Annotated in this window: 11 protein-coding genes; 10 read left to right on the top strand and 1 reads right to left on the bottom strand. The window is 42.0% G+C overall.

Features of this window, described 5'->3' with window-relative positions; translation table 11 throughout:
* Positions 1–129 precede the first annotated feature (129 nt).
* From THICY_RS08770 to THICY_RS05040, 10 genes are all read left to right on the top strand, one after another.
* Complete coding sequence (locus THICY_RS08770; RefSeq protein ID WP_013835539.1) at positions 130–306, top strand: hypothetical protein; 177 nt, start codon at positions 130–132, stop codon at positions 304–306.
* A 23-nt stretch (positions 307–329) separates the two neighbouring features.
* The gene (locus THICY_RS05080) at positions 330–1,871 is read left to right on the top strand and encodes a hypothetical protein (protein ID WP_013835538.1); all 1,542 of its coding nucleotides are present in this window, start codon (positions 330–332) and stop codon (positions 1,869–1,871) included.
* Between the two features lie 427 nt (positions 1,872–2,298).
* Complete coding sequence (locus THICY_RS05075; protein WP_013835536.1) at positions 2,299–4,044, top strand: hypothetical protein; 1,746 nt, start codon at positions 2,299–2,301, stop codon at positions 4,042–4,044.
* A gap of 223 nt (positions 4,045–4,267) precedes the next feature.
* The gene (locus THICY_RS05070) at positions 4,268–5,995 is read left to right on the top strand and encodes a hypothetical protein (RefSeq protein WP_013835535.1); all 1,728 of its coding nucleotides are present in this window, start codon (positions 4,268–4,270) and stop codon (positions 5,993–5,995) included.
* Positions 5,996–6,764: 769 nt separating this feature from the next.
* A complete protein-coding gene (gene queA / locus THICY_RS05065) occupies positions 6,765–7,796 on the top strand; it encodes a tRNA preQ1(34) S-adenosylmethionine ribosyltransferase-isomerase QueA (protein ID WP_013835534.1) in 1,032 nt (343 codons plus the stop codon).
* Between the two features lie 105 nt (positions 7,797–7,901).
* Positions 7,902–9,017 carry a tRNA guanosine(34) transglycosylase Tgt gene (gene tgt, locus THICY_RS05060; RefSeq protein ID WP_013835533.1) on the top strand — a complete coding sequence of 372 codons (1,116 nt, stop codon included), beginning with the start codon at positions 7,902–7,904 and terminating at the stop codon, positions 9,015–9,017.
* Positions 9,018–9,120: 103 nt separating this feature from the next.
* Complete coding sequence (yajC, locus tag THICY_RS05055) at positions 9,121–9,555, top strand: preprotein translocase subunit YajC (RefSeq protein WP_013835532.1); 435 nt, start codon at positions 9,121–9,123, stop codon at positions 9,553–9,555.
* 102 nt (positions 9,556–9,657) lie between these two features.
* On the top strand, positions 9,658–11,541 hold the full coding sequence (secD, locus tag THICY_RS05050) for a protein translocase subunit SecD (protein ID WP_013835531.1): 1,884 nt from the start codon (positions 9,658–9,660) through the stop codon (positions 11,539–11,541).
* Between the two features lie 9 nt (positions 11,542–11,550).
* Positions 11,551–12,597: a protein translocase subunit SecF gene (gene secF / locus THICY_RS05045; protein WP_013835530.1), complete on the top strand. Its 1,047-nt coding sequence runs from the start codon at positions 11,551–11,553 to the stop codon at positions 12,595–12,597.
* 92 nt (positions 12,598–12,689) lie between these two features.
* Positions 12,690–14,264 carry a peptide chain release factor 3 gene (locus THICY_RS05040; RefSeq protein WP_013835529.1) on the top strand — a complete coding sequence of 525 codons (1,575 nt, stop codon included), beginning with the start codon at positions 12,690–12,692 and terminating at the stop codon, positions 14,262–14,264.
* A 144-nt stretch (positions 14,265–14,408) separates the two neighbouring features.
* Here THICY_RS05040 and trxB read toward each other — a convergent pair whose 3' ends face one another.
* Positions 14,409–15,362 carry a thioredoxin-disulfide reductase gene (gene trxB / locus THICY_RS05035; RefSeq protein ID WP_013835528.1) on the bottom strand — a complete coding sequence of 318 codons (954 nt, stop codon included), beginning with the start codon at positions 15,360–15,362 and terminating at the stop codon, positions 14,409–14,411.
* Between the last annotated feature and the right edge of the window lie 17 nt (positions 15,363–15,379).

Here is a 15,379-nt window from a genome sequence, read left to right as displayed (position 1 = left end):
TTCATTAGTTTATCTGCTTAGTAAGCATAAGATAGCTTTATCAGTATTACGTAATTAATTGACAAAATCAGTTACGCTATGTGTTACTCTAAAATAAAGATTAATTGAAAAGTTAGGGAAATCATCACTATGACTAAAAACTATTTACTTGCTATTTTTTTTGGGTTCGCAATTTTATTGTCGGGCTGCCTTGGCGGTGGTGGTTCAGACTCTCCCTCATCAGGCTCTTCTCAAGATGCCACTTCAGAAATTCAGGGTTTAAAAACTCCCTCGTTAGTTACGATAGTTGATGCGCAAGCTGATTAATTAATTTACAGAGTAAACAGGTTATGAAATTTAAATATACACTTTTAGCAAGCTCATTTTTAATAATGATTTCCTCCCAGTCCTATGCTGATTTCCGTGGTGAAAGTACCGACTATAGCCAAGCACAACAAATTGCCTATACTTTTACTCCAGGTACGTATGCTTTAAACAGCGTCAATACTATTTTATGTATGGTTGATCAAGTTAATGCACAAGACATGCTAAACAAAGGCGTATATACGGCTCTAATCAATTTTAATAGATGCGGATCAGATATTCCATGGTATCGCGATAGAAGTCAAAGTCAGCAGCTTGTTATTGTCAATTCAGAACGTGACTCTAATACAACCCCGCAACAAATTGAAGCTTGGATACCAAATTGGTCTCTGAGTGAAGATTCATTGGTTTTAATTAAGGCCTTCGCTACCATTACGCAAGAGCCTACTGAGGCAGAGCCACTTCAAGATTTTACACTTCGTTGGGATCTGTACGCGCAAGATGCAGATGGCATTGTAGGCGAAAAGGTTGGTGGTGGTTTTATTAAAGCAATACCTTCAAGCGAACGGGATGATGGTCAAATGCTTGTTGAATATTTCGAGTCTACACCTATTGATGATGAAATATTTACCTCTGCTGCGAAAATTTTAAAAGATCCTAAAGGGCGTAATGGTTTAGCAATTACAATGGAATCTTGGGACTCGGACAATGAAAATGAAAGAGAATATTATGGATTGGTTTGGGATGAAGATATCACATCTAATCGAGTAAAAGTTCAAAACGGTAATAATTTTGCAAATAACATTTCTGGTTTAAATGGTGATTTAACTTGTCTAGCGAGGGACGTGGTAAGTACTGCTGTTCTGGAATATGGCGTTTATGAAAAAGCAACAGGTAATGAAGTTGAGGTCAATACAGGATTCCCATTTATATACAATAATAAGCATGGTTACATAGGTTACTGGGGTATATGGACAGAGGATGGTGTAGTGCCCACAGAAAATGAAGAGGTGTTCAAGATAGATTATGTTACTGGTAATGCAATCAAAACGCCTGTTAAAATAGAAACTGTTGAAAATAGAGACGAAGAAAATAATTTGCAGCAACCTTATATTGTATCAAATGAATCTGGAGAAGCTATTACGTTTGAAGCGCCCAAAAAGTTTACGCTTGAGTTTGATTCAAAATCGATGTCGCGAAATCCATCTAAGGATGATGAATATGATGGCGATACATTCTTTCTAGAGTACTCGGGAAATGGAAACCTATGGGGGTTCCCCTTTAAAGACCTAAAAGTCCTAAACTTTGAATTTCCATTTCCGGCAGTTTTAAAAGACGGCGTTGAATTAACTAAATCGGGAGACGATGAACCTAAATATGTTGTAAAGGCTTGGGAGTTAGTACAAATATTAGATACCGTTGATGCTAAAGATTGTAGTGAGTTAAATTTAGTTGATCTTCCCGGTAAAATACCAAATAATGTAGACACAACTTTACTAGATAACAGGCTCGATATCCCATCTTATGAGGGGCTGCTGCCTGCTGTAATCAATGGAAAACTACAGTAATCTTTTCGTTTTTTAATGCAGTCACTTGTTTGTGTTTTCATTTCAACAACAGCCTCTAGGCTGTTGTTGAACACTAACTCATAATTCCTCATCAACCCAATCCTAAATTTAGCGCGTATATTTCATGAGAAATTTAATGCCTGTTTTTTGTCCCCCTGAATTCAAGACACTAAAGCTCATTTTTGATCTTCGGTGAGTTTTTTTATGATGCTTATTAAGTTCAGTATCAACCAAGTTCACAGTACATGAAGGACTTGTAAAGTTGCGCGGGCAGTGGTGATGTATGTTAATTTTGAAAGTTTTCATTAGTTTATCTACTTAGTAAGCATAAGATAGCTTTATCAGTATTACGTAATTAATTGACAAAATCAGTTACGCTGTGTGTTATTATAGTATAAGTATTTATGTATTAATTAAGGAAAATCCTATGCGTAATAAATTTACACTGTCGCTGTTGTTTGCTCCCATACTAGTAGTTTCAGGATGTTTAGGTGGTGGGGGGGATGGTGGAACAGATTCTTTATCGATAACTGGCGTTGCGATAGATGGTTATCTTGGCCAAGCAACTGTCTGTTTAGATCTGAATCGAAATATGGTCTGTGATGATAACGAACCGCGAGCTATCACGGCGGCGGATGGCACCTATACCATAACTGGGGTAACACAAGCTCAGATTAATAGTTTTCCTGTTGTTGTAGAAGCTATTGCAGGTACAACAACAGATACTGACTTAAACGGTGACTTAATTCCACGTTCCTTTTCACTGACAAGTCCGCCAGGTCAAGGTGCAGTAGTGAGTCCTTTAACCAGCCTTGCCGGTTTAAAAGTACATGATGGCTTTAGGTTGGAAGATGCGCAAACAATGGTGGCTGGCCTAGTCTTTAATGACTCAAGCATCGACAATAGAAACAATATAATAGGTGACTTTATTGTTTCTGGAAATATACAGGCGCACGTTGCCGCACAATCGCTTGTCCGTCTTCAAGCCAGGTTAAAGGACCAATTAAAAGATAAAATAACAAATGAAGAGGATCAGCAGTATCTTACATCCTCTGTAAATGAACTGGTTCTAAGCCAGTCAAAGGGTTTTTTGGGTCTAATTAAAAAAATTAGTAATGAATCACGACCTACTATTGATGAGATTCAGATCATAGTTGATCAAGCTTCTTTGACATTAGTTGAGGGCTTAAATGTAGATGATCTAATTGCTGATCAAAAAAATCGTATCGAAATTAGAAGTCGAGTTAGTGAGGTTTTATTTGAACAGCTATTATCCGACTATGGCAATGGTGATGGAATATTTCAGGTTTGGTATGATGGTAGTGGACACACTGTAAGGAAAGTTTCCTTTTTTCCTGAGGACAACTTTTCTGGAAGTGTCTTTACAAGAGACTGCACAATAAATGGGTTAGATGGCTGCATACAACTAGATCAACCTGTGCGGAAAGATGATACAAATGACTATGACTATGAAGTAGAAAGTAATTTATTCAAAGTTAAAGTTGATGGTGCTGACCGTATTTTGCATAAGGTTGCACGGTTTAACTCATATGACCTGTCTGGGCTTCAGACAACATTAGGCGGACTTGATCCAGCGGCCAAAAGTTTTAACGAAAATATTCACGCAAAAGAAATTAATTTTTCTGAGGGTGCAAAGCGTATTGATTTTATGTGGCGTTCAATGATTGGCCCTGACCTTAATGATCAAAATGCCTCTTATGAGAAAATTTGTGATAATAAAGAATCATCATGGTACCAGTGTGAAGATGCTGCTGAAAATGATCATACTTTTGATAATGAAACCAATGTTATAGGCCATAAAATGCTTCTTCCAAAAGAAGGAACAAAAGGAGAGGCTGCTAATAATAATCTAATTTGGTTTTCTGAAGATTTGCAAACAATTTTTTATTGTGATAGAAACACAAATAACACTTGCAAAAGTGATACAACTAAAAGTGTGAAGTCACATTTTGTGGAAGGTAAAAGCTTTATTTCTTACCTAGATATGGGGCCATACTTGAGAGATGGCAGATTTGTGGCCCAAATATTTACTGAGCATAATAATAAACTTTACTGGTTTGAAAGGGATTGGTTTTTGGTTGAGTTTATAAACCCTTTTTCTTTTTTTAATGATATCGCAATTAAAGATTTGTTAGAACAAGTGGTTGAGTGATTTTATTTATTTCATAATGCATTGATTTTAAGTAATGCATAGTGTGCAATTTTAGTGCAATTATTTAAAAAACTATAAGACTCTAAATAATTTATTTTTGATTAGTTTGTCTGCTTGGTAAACGGAAGATTGATTTATTGCTATTATGTAATTGATTGAAAACATTAGTTACGCTACGTGTTGTTCTAGTATAAGTATTTATGTATTAATTAAGGAAAATCCTATGCGTAATAAATTTACACTGTCGCTGTTATTTGCTCCCATACTAGTAGTTTCAGGATGTTTAGGTGGTGGGGGTGATGGTGGAACAGATTCTTTATCGATAACTGGCGTTGCGATAGATGGTTATCTTGGTCAAGCAACTGTCTGTTTAGATCTGAATCGAAATATGGTCTGTGATGATAACGAACCGCGAGCTATCACGGCGGCGGATGGCACTTATACCATAACTGGGGTAACACAAGCTCAGATTAATAATTTTCCTGTTGTGGTGGAAGCTATTGCAGGTACAACAACAGACACTGACTTAAACGGTGACTTAATTCCACGTTCCTTTTCACTGACAAGTCCGCCAGGTCAAGGTGCAGTGGTTAGTCCCCTCACAACAATGGTTCAGGCAGATATGTTTGCTAGAGGTGTAAATTTAAATTTTGCAACAAAATCTATTGCAAAGCTATTAAGCAAAGATGAGGCCAGCGTTTTAAATGACTTTATTAGTGATTCGGGTGAAAACTCTGAAACGCATCGCTTCGCACAAATCATTGCGCGGATGCTTGTCTCGCTATCTGAAGATCTTGAAAAACTAGAAGGTGATAGCTTAGCTAAGCAGTCCTTTGCTGAGGAAACAATCTTAAAGTACCTAGACGTTATAGTTGGTCAGGATTTATCTTCTTCAACTGTGGATGAGTTACAAAATGATGCAGATGAAATCCGTAATTCATTAATTACTGCTGGAGTTAAGGAGTTCACTAAGAATGAAACAAAACTTCAGGAGCAATTAGATCTCAAGCAAGAGCGCAATCAAATCAGTTTAGGCCGAGGATTTCTTTCAACAAATGACTTTTTAGATTTATTTACTACAACCAGTCCTTTCATTTATGAAATTTATAGAGATGGAAAAGAGGAAGGCATAACAAAGATTCATTTTGATGCAACGCAAGGGGTGGGTTACGACATTAGGTGTAAAAGGGGGAATAATTTTTCAAGTTGCTTCCCGGGGAACATTGCAGACCTTGAAGGAGCGTCTGGAAATTTCGATTATCCTTTTGAGTTTGTTGATGGTGAGTTGGTCGTTTATTCGGATGAAGGGGAAACAAAAGCATTTGCAAAAATTACTTACGTTAATGAGACTGATATATCTGGAAAAACTTTTTCCATGGCATCCTTAAATTATTTTGGGCAATTTGATAGAGACGAAGTTGTACTTGCTAAGCGAATTATCTTTCCACCAGGATCAATTATGTATGAGTATGGTCTTGAACATATTGGCCGTAGTGAGCCTTCGCTTGCTGATTTGAATTGTAGTAATACGTTTGATTTTAACTGTGCTGATAATAAAAATCTTGGTTCAGTAACAGATTTAAAAAACGATCTTCTTAAAGATGGGAAGCGGTTTGTCGAAGAAAATAATGACGGCGTTAAGTTTGAATGGTGGTTTTCAGATAATATGGAAAAAATCAATTATTGCCTAAAAGGAAATTGTGATGAAACAACCTTAGCAGTTAATTCTTACTATAACTTTCGAGCGGGTGAATTCTTGTATTATTTTGAAATGCCAAATTTTATTAAAAACAGACAGTCTAGACTAGAAGTTTTTATTGAAGATCAAGGAGCTGCATATGAAAAAATTAACGGTGGTTGGTACTTAAATGATTATATACGTATGGCCGGTGCTTTCAATAAAATAGCGGCAGAGGCGATTAATGAACAAGTATTTTCATCTGAACCATAGTCTTTTGAAGCCTGAGTTTAAGAGGTTTTTATAACGTTACGTCATTCCTTAAATTTTTTAAAAAAAGGAATGACGTGTGAAAACATCTCATACAATTTCGATAAATCAATTAAAGAACCCCAACTTAGGAAAGTCTCCACTTTACAAGACTCCTTAATTATGGCATCTATAGATAAAGCTTTTGTTGTAATTAACCCATAAGTTAAATAAAAATTGTGTTTTACAGAAAATCTAATTGCCTACTTCCTCATTAGTTGTTCAAAAGTATGCTTATTTAAATCTCATGTTTGAATAAGCTATTAATTTGTTAAAAATATTCAGTTGCGTCTTTTCTGTTTGGGTATAAGATAACTTAATATCACGCTATTCATTCCAATTCGTTAACTTGCTCGTGCTGCATTAGTGCTAGCTATACATTCTGTATTAAACTGGCAGTCCGCTTTTTTTCTAATCCTTCGAAGATTGCCTTTACCCTTTTGCAGGCAGTAGCTACCAAACTCTATGACAAAAAAGAAGAATGAAAATTTTTTGGTTCTTGGTAATTCTTGATTTTGACTGCTCCCTATTAATTTGAGACATGTCTGTCCCCCGCGTTAATGATTTTATAAAACTCTATATTATCGCGTTATTATTTTATGGTTCTAGGACAGTTTTTTTGGTGATGAGAATCATACAGAAGTCTACTTTGGATTTTTATTGGCTGGTGTTTTTAGCTTAAATCGGTCAAAATAGCGCCAATTTATTTGTCAGTGACCATAGGTTAAGTCCATTGAAACGCCAAGATTTTTATTTTGATTTGCCAGAAGCCTTAATTGCCCAACAACCTACCTCTGAGCGTCGAGCTAGTCGATTGTTGGTGCTGCAAGGCACAGCACTTCACGACAAGCAGTTTGTTGATATTCTGGATTTTATCCAGCCGAATGATTTGCTAGTCTTTAATAACACCAAGGTCATTCCGGCACGCTTGTTTGGCAAAAAAATGACCGGTGGTCAAGTAGAGTTACTGATCGAGCGCATTATTAGCGATCATCAAGCCTTATGTCATATCCGATCGTCTAAATCACCAAAGCCTGGCACCAAGTTAGTTATTGAAGACGCCTTTGAGGTGGAAGTGACTGGGCGACAAGGGGCGTTGTTTTTAGTTACCTTTGATCCTACCAAAACACCGCTAGAATGGGTGGAAGCCTATGGCCATATGCCACTACCGCCTTACATTGAGCGTGCTGATACGGACGCGGATAAAAACCGTTATCAAACCGTTTATGCCAGCAGGCCTGGTGCGGTAGCCGCGCCAACAGCAGGCCTGCATTTTGATGAAGATATCCTAGCCGCAATTAAAGCTAAGGGTACGGATATTGGTTTTGTCACCCTGCACGTTGGGGCGGGTACGTTTAAACCGGTACAAGTGGATGACATTAACCAACACACCATGCATTCGGAATGGCTGGAGGTGCAACCAGGCCTGGTTGAACAGGTCAAGGCGGCAAGAGCCAAAGGCGGTCGGGTGATTGCGGTAGGCACTACCTCAGTACGCTGTTTAGAGTCAGCATCCCAGCATGGTGAGCTGCGACCTTACACTGGCGATACCGATATTTTTATTACCCCAGGCTATCAGTTTCAGCAGGTGGATGTGCTATTGACCAATTTTCATTTGCCGGAATCGACATTAATCATGCTCGTTAGTGCCTTAGCAGGCTATGACAATACCATGAATGCTTATCGCCATGCGGTAGAACAACGCTATCGGTTTTTTAGTTATGGCGATGCGATGTTGGTATTTAACCAAGCTTCTCTGAGCTGAGCCGGTGTGCTCCAGCGACGCCTCTTTTTGCGCAGCAAAAAGCCGAAGGAGTCGGGGCACATGGGCGGAAGCGCATTGAACAATCTAGGCAGGAATAAGATTTAAATGGAATTTGAATTAGATAATCAAGATGGCCGCGCTCGACGTGGACGGCTGAAATTTGAGCGCGGAACAGTTGAAACACCCGCCTTTATGCCGGTAGGCACCTATGGGTCGGTTAAGGGTATGACGCCAGAAGAAATCACCCAAACCGGCGCGCAAATAATTTTAGGCAATACCTTCCATTTAGCGATTCGACCGGGTACTGAGATCATTAAGCTTCATGGCGATTTGCATGATTTTATGCACTGGCAAGGGCCGATTTTGACCGACTCTGGTGGCTTCCAAGTGTTTAGTCTGGGCAAAATGCGCAAGATTACCGAAGCAGGCGTTACCTTCGCTAATCCCGTTAATGGCTCAAAAATTTTTATGGGGCCTGAAGAATCGATGCAAATTCAGCGCGATTTGGGTTCGGATATTGTGATGATATTTGACGAATGCACCCCTTATCCAGCGACCCATATTGAAGCCGATGTGTCGATGCGATTATCCTTGCGTTGGGCTCAGCGTTCCAAAGAAGCCCATGGTGATAATCCAGCCGCTTTGTTTGGCATTGTGCAGGGTGGCATGTATGCCGATTTACGCAAGGAATCGGCTGAAAAATTACAACAAATCGGTTTTGATGGCTATGCCATTGGTGGTTTGTCGGTGGGTGAGCCAAAAGAAGATATGAAGCGGGTGCTTGATGCCACCGAACCCTTGTTGCCAAACGACAAGCCGCGTTATTTGATGGGGGTGGGTAAGCCAGAAGATATAGTTGAGGCCGTGCGCCGTGGCATTGATATGTTTGATTGTGTCATCCCGACCCGTAACGCGCGTAATGGCTTTTTATTCACCCATACTGGGGTGGTGAAAATTCGTAACGCGGTGCATAAAACCAGTTTAGAGCCGGTGGATGCTCAATGCGATTGTTATACCTGTCAAAACTATAGCCGGGCGTATTTGCATCATTTAGATAAGTGCGGTGAAATCCAAGGTGCGCGCCTAAATACTATTCACAATTTGCATTACTACCAAACATTAATGCGTGATATTCGCACCGCAATTAGTCATCATCAGTTTGAACAATTTGTGGTCGATTTTTATGCCGCTCGTGGTTTATCGGTGCCGCCGCTTAGCTGACTTGCTTGATGTGCGTGGGTAGCGCAATTAAAAAAGCTGATTTTTATGGTTAGTTGTGCCAAAATACGGCGATTATTTATTTTTGAATTTTAAGGAGTAGGGCATGGATTTTTTTATTAGCAATGCAATGGCAGAGGGCGGCGGTTCAGGTGGTGCGGGCTGGGAAGGCCTTATTCCGTTAATTTTGTTATTTGTTATTTTCTATTTCTTATTGATTCGTCCGCAACAGAAAAAAGTTAAAGATCACCGCAAATTAGTGGGTGAAGTTCAAAAAGGTGACGAAGTAATAACCTACGGTGGTATTGGTGGCAAAATTCGCGACCTCGATGAGGCTTTTTGTGAACTAGAAATTGCGCCCAATGTGATTGTTAAATTAGATCGCCAAAATATTGCCCGTCTATTGCCAAAAGGTACCTTAAAAACTGCCGGTATTGCCGGTAAATCTGCCGATACAGATGCCAAGGTTGATACTAAAGCTGAAGTTCAAGCAGCTGAGTCTGCTGACTCGACATCAACCGAGACTAAAGAAACCAAGTAATTGTTGCTTGGTGTTTGAAAGGGGCTCATGCCCCTTTTTTCTTCGCCACAACTCCATTAGTAGCTAACTTTCAATAGCCCAATTTAGCTGAAGGCTTGTTTTATGTTTGAATCACAACGTCAGATTATTTCAAACCGTTTTCCGGCATGGAAGTATTTGTTGATTATTGCCGTGGTCGTGCTGGGTATTACTTATGCAATGCCCAATCTTTTCGGTGATGACCCATCGGTACAAGTATCCTCAACCCAAGCAGGGCAGTTTAATGAGCGTACAACCGAGGAAATTGAACAGCGTTTAATTGCCGCAGGTTTAACACCCAAATTGCTCAGCTTTGATGGTAATCAATATTTGATCCGTTTTGATGATGTTGACACGCAATTACAAGCCAACGACTTAATGCGTGAAATGTTTGGCCGTCAGGCCGTGGTTGCTTTGAATTTAGCACCAGCAACCCCAGGGTTATTGCGAGCTGTAGGTGGGCAGCCTATGTATTTAGGTTTGGATTTACGCGGTGGCGTCCATTTCTTAATGGATGTTGATATGGACGCGGCAGTCGCCGGTGCCTATCGCCGCTTTGATGACGAAGTGCGCAATCTATTACGTGATGAACGGGTGCGTTATCAAACGGTTGAATATCAAGATGAAACTTTACGGGTTATTTTTCGTTCAGCCGAGGCGCGTGACCAAGGTTTGGTCATCATTAACCGTGAGATGAGTAACGAATTGCAAACTCGTGCCTTAGACGAGGGTGAGCAAGCACTGGTTGAAATGCGTTTGGCCTCCAGCGTTATTGCTGAAACCAAGCGATTTGCATTGCAGCAAAACATCACCACGCTTCGTAATCGTATTAACGAGTTGGGTGTTGCAGAGCCGGTGATTCAACAACAGGGCGAGCGGCGGATTGTGGTGCAATTACCTGGGGTGCAGGATACGGCACGCGCGAAAGAAATTTTAGGCGCAACCGCAACCCTAGAATTCCGTTTAGTGGATGAACGCGGTGATGCGGAACGGGCCGAGCGCACCGGTGCCGTACCACCGAATACCCAATTGTTTAACTTCCGTGATGGTCGTCCGATTTTGTTACAGCGTAATGTGATTGTGACCGGTGAAAGCGTGATTAATGCCCAATCAGGGATTGATGCCCAACAGGGTTCGCCACAAGTCAGTGTTACTCTGGATGGTGCAGGTGGCCGCCGGATGTTGGCAACCACGCGTGACAATATCGGTAATCGCATGGCGGTGGTGTTTATTGAGAGCCGTGTTGAAACCGTGGAACGTGATGGTGAATTGGTACGTGAACGTATCGTGACTCGCGATGTTATTAACGCCGCGGTCATTCGTGATCAATTTGCCAATCGTTTCCAAATCACCGGTCTATCAAGTTCACAAGAAGCACAGAACCTAGCGTTGTTACTGCGTGCCGGTGCCTTGGCCGCTCCCATGGAGATTGTCGAGGAGCGTACGGTTGGACCGAGCTTGGGTCAGGACAATATTAACCAAGGCTTAATGTCGGTGATCTTTGGTTTTATTTTGGTGCTTATTATCATGGCTTGGCGTTACAAGGCGTTTGGGATGATTGCTAACGTGGCGCTAACCGTTAACTTGGTGGTAATCGTTGCTGTGCTCTCGTTGTTGCAAGCCACCTTAACCTTACCAGGGATTGCTGGGATTGTATTAACCGTCGGGATGGCCGTTGATGCCAACGTGCTGATATTTGAGCGGATCCGTGAAGAAATGAAAAAGGGCTCGATACAAAATGCCATCCATTCGGGTTATGAAAAAGCTTTTGTGACCATTGCCGATGCCAACATCACCACGCTGATAGCAGCTATTGTGTTATTTAGTTTTGGTACGGGGCCGATTAAAGGCTTCGCGATTACCCTAAGTATTGGTATCGCGACCTCTATGTTTACCGCTATTCTCTTAACTCGCGGGTTGGTGAATTGGCGTTATGGTAATAAACGTGTCACCAAGTTGTGGATATAGGAGAGTGCTATGACGACTAAACAAACCGCAACGACCCCAGACAGCACAGTAGAAACAGCTCAGTCGACACCAATGGACTACGGCAAGATTAAGTTTATGAAAATTAGAACCCCGGCGGTACTATTTTCAGTCTTGTTGATCATCGCATCATTATTAGGTCTTTGGTACAAGGGACTTAACTTAGGCGTCGATTTTACTGGTGGTACCATCATCGAGTTAACCTATCCACAAGGTGCGGATTTAACTGAAATCCGTACCCATCTAGTAGCTGCTGGCTATGAAGAAGCGCAAGTACAGCATTTTGGGTCATCACGAGAAGTGTTGATTCGGATTGCGCCGCGTGGCGATATGGCATCAGCAACCTTAAGTAATGAAGTGATGGCAGCCTTACAGCAGGCGAGCGATCAACTGATTGATTTACGCCGTGTCGAATTTGTAGGGCCACAAGTTGGTGAAGAGCTCACGACGGATGGGGCTTTAGCGGTGCTTTATGCGTTAATTGGTATTTTAATCTATGTTGCATTACGGTTTGAATATCGTTTCTCGTTGGGAGCTATCACAGCACTCGTCCACGACGTTGTGATTACACTGGGGGTATTTGCCTGGACTCAAATTCAATTTGACTTAACAGTATTAGCTGCGATTTTGGCCATTATAGGTTACTCGCTAAACGATACCATCGTTGTGTTTGACAGAATACGGGAAAACTTTCGAACCGTGAGAATCGGCACACCAGCAGAAGTCACTAATAAAGCGCTCAATGATATGCTAGCGCGAACCTTAATGACTTCCTTAACCACCTTGCTCGTATTGTCAGCGTTGTTTTTCTTAGGTGGCGAGATTATTCATGGGTTTGCTACCGCCTTGATAATTGGTGTTATTGTGGGTACCTACTCATCCATTTATGTTGCCAGTAATACCGCGTTGCTATTGGGCGTATCTAAGCAAGATTTGATGCCGCCGGTTAAAAAAGAAGGTGGTGCAGATGATTTGTCGGATGACGAGCTCCATAAAGACTTTCTTGCGCAAGAGGCCAAGCGAAAAGCACAAGATTAGCAGGCCTGCTGGATGATAATGCACAGCAGATTCAACAAGGTTGGATCTGCTGTTTTGTTTTAACTTGATTATTTGAGTAGTAGATTAAATTCATGTCTTTGATTCTAGAAACCACCCGTCGTCGCACTTTTGCGATTATTTCTCATCCGGATGCCGGCAAAACCACCGTTACCGAAAAACTTTTGTTGTACGGCGGTGCGATTCAAATGGCCGGTGCGGTAAAAAGTCGCAAGACTGATCGTGGTGCGACCTCGGACTGGATGAAAATGGAGCAAGAGCGGGGTATTTCAGTTGCGTCATCTGTTATGCAGTTCCTTTATAAAGAGGTGATGATGAACCTACTGGATACCCCCGGGCATGAAGACTTTTCCGAGGATACCTATCGGGTTTTAACAGCGGTAGATTCGGCGCTAATGGTTATCGACGTAGCGAAGGGTGTAGAGGATCGCACGATAAAACTTATGGAAGTGTGTCGCCTGCGTGATACGCCAATTTTAACCTTTATCAACAAACTCGACCGAGAAGGCAAAGAACCTATTGAATTGTTGGATGAAGTCGAAGATGTGTTAAAAATTGAATGTGCGCCAATGACCTGGCCGATCGGCATGGGCAAGCGTTTTAAAGGTATTTATCATCTTTACAGTGATACGATTCGTCTGTTTGCACAGGCTGATGGTCAGCGAGCGAGTGAAGGTGAAGTCATCAAGGGTCTTGACAACCCACGACTCGATGAACTGATTGGTAGTATGGCCGATGAATTGCGTGAGGAAATTGAACTGGTGCGCGGTGCCAGCCACGAATTTGAATTGAGCTCATTTTTAGCAGGCAAGCAAACCCCGGTGTTTTTTGGCTCAGCGGTAAACAACTTTGGTTTGCAAGAGTTGCTCGATGGCTTTGCCCAATATGCGCCGCCACCGAAAGGCCGTGAAACCGAAGATCGCTTTGTGAAAGCGGACGAAGAAAAAATGACCGGCTTTGTGTTTAAAATCCAAGCCAATATGGATCCGGCACATCGTGACCGTGTTGCGTTTATGCGCATAGTATCGGGTAAATACGAGGCCGGTAAAAAACTCAAACACGTGCGCATTGGCAAGGACGTTAAAATCTCCAAAGCGATTACCTTCCTAGCCAACAAACGTGAACAAGCGGAAGAAGCCTATCCTGGTGACATTATTGGCTTGCATAACCACGGTACGATTAAGATTGGCGATACGTTTACGGAAGGCGAAATCTTAAAATTTACCGGTATCCCTAACTTTGCGCCGGAATTATTCCGTCGTGCACGTTTAAAAGACCCAATGAAAATGAAGGCCTTACAAAAAGGCTTAACCCAGCTTTCAGAGGAGGGCGCAACCCAGTTGTATCGCCCGATTGCCAATAATGATCTGATTTTGGGCGCGGTTGGGGTGCTACAGTTTGAAGTAGTGGCACAACGTCTGGCCGATGAATATAACGTGGCTTGCCAATTCGAACCTGTCAATGTCGCGACGGCGCGCTGGGTCGTTGGTGATAAAGCTGAAATAGCTAAGTTTTTGGATAAGGTGACCGATAACGTCGCTTACGATGCCGCCGATCAGCTGGTGTATATTGCCCCAACGCGAGTGAACTTACAGCTCACAGAAGAACGCTGGCCGACACTAAAGTTTGTCGCTACCCGCGAACATTAATGCGCAAAAACTTCTATTCGATGAGGCTGGATAGCGTTATCTAACGTTGAATGAGTTTATAGTGAAAAGTCATTGTGGCTTGGGTGCAGGCCTGGTTGGAACAACCAGGCTGCTGGATGAGGCTTGGTTATTTGATGTCTTTTATTAGCCTTCTTGCGACTCAAGAAACTTTTCGACATCTAAAGCCGCCATACAACCAGCCCCTGAAGAGGTGATGGCTTGTTTGTAAACCTGATCCATGACATCACCCGCCGCAAATACCCCAGGAATTGAGGTTGCAGTTGCGTTGCCTTCTAAACCGCTTTTTACTTTGATGTAGCCATTAATCATCTCCAACTGACCGGCAAAAATATCGGTATTTGGTGTGTGACCGATAGCAATAAAAACGCCCGCCACATCAAGGTCTTGCGTCGCATCACCATCACGCTCGCGAATACGTAAGCCAGTAACCCCTGTTTTATCACCCAGTACGTCATCTACGACGCTATTGTAGATAATTTTGACGTTGCCTTCTTTAGATTTTTTAATTAATTGGTCGGAAAGTATTTTTTCACTGCTAAATTTATCCCGGCGGTGAATAATAGTTACCTCAGCAGCTATGTTTGATAGATATAGAGCTTCCTCAACTGCGGTATTACCCCCACCGATAACCGCGACTTTTTGGTTGCGATAGAAAAACCCATCGCAGGTCGCGCAGGCTGAAACCCCTTTGCCTTTAAACGCCGTTTCGGATTCTAAACCTAAGTACTTGGCTGACGCACCTGTCGCAATAATCAATGCATCACAGGTATATTCACTGTTATCGCCAACCAGTTTAAATGGTCGCTTGGATAAATCAGCGGTATGGATATGATCAAACAAAATCTCAGTACCAAACCGTTCAGCATGTTTTTGCATTCGCACCATTAAATCTGGCCCCGTAAGTCCCTCTGGGTCACCTGGCCAATTATCCACTTCCGTAGTAGTGGTCAATTGGCCGCCTTGTTGCATACCGGTCACTATGACGGGCTCAAGGTTGGCGCGAGCCGCGTAGACAGCGGCCGAGTAACCAGCAGGGCCTGATCCGAGAATTAATAGTTTGCAATGCTTGGTCGTCATAGTTTTTCCTCTCATTC

The organism is Thiomicrospira cyclica ALM1 (assembly GCF_000214825.1).
Lineage (GTDB): Bacteria > Pseudomonadota > Gammaproteobacteria > Thiomicrospirales > Thiomicrospiraceae > Thiomicrospira > Thiomicrospira cyclica.
The sequence above is the reverse complement of the archived record's forward strand: the minus strand, read 5'-3'. Positions and strand labels throughout refer to the sequence as shown.

Coding starts and splice junctions, on each gene's coding strand:
- THICY_RS08770 (WP_013835539.1), top strand. CDS start 130: ATGACTAAAAACTATTTACTTGCTATTTTTTTTGGGTTCGCAATTTTA.
- THICY_RS05080 (WP_013835538.1), top strand. CDS start 330: ATGAAATTTAAATATACACTTTTAGCAAGCTCATTTTTAATAATGATT.
- THICY_RS05075 (WP_013835536.1), top strand. CDS start 2,299: ATGCGTAATAAATTTACACTGTCGCTGTTGTTTGCTCCCATACTAGTA.
- THICY_RS05070 (WP_013835535.1), top strand. CDS start 4,268: ATGCGTAATAAATTTACACTGTCGCTGTTATTTGCTCCCATACTAGTA.
- tgt (WP_013835533.1), top strand. CDS start 7,902: ATGGAATTTGAATTAGATAATCAAGATGGCCGCGCTCGACGTGGACGG.
- yajC (WP_013835532.1), top strand. CDS start 9,121: ATGGATTTTTTTATTAGCAATGCAATGGCAGAGGGCGGCGGTTCAGGT.
- secD (WP_013835531.1), top strand. CDS start 9,658: ATGTTTGAATCACAACGTCAGATTATTTCAAACCGTTTTCCGGCATGG.
- secF (WP_013835530.1), top strand. CDS start 11,551: ATGACGACTAAACAAACCGCAACGACCCCAGACAGCACAGTAGAAACA.
- THICY_RS05040 (WP_013835529.1), top strand. CDS start 12,690: ATGTCTTTGATTCTAGAAACCACCCGTCGTCGCACTTTTGCGATTATT.
- trxB (WP_013835528.1), bottom strand. CDS start 15,362: ATGACGACCAAGCATTGCAAACTATTAATTCTCGGATCAGGCCCTGCT.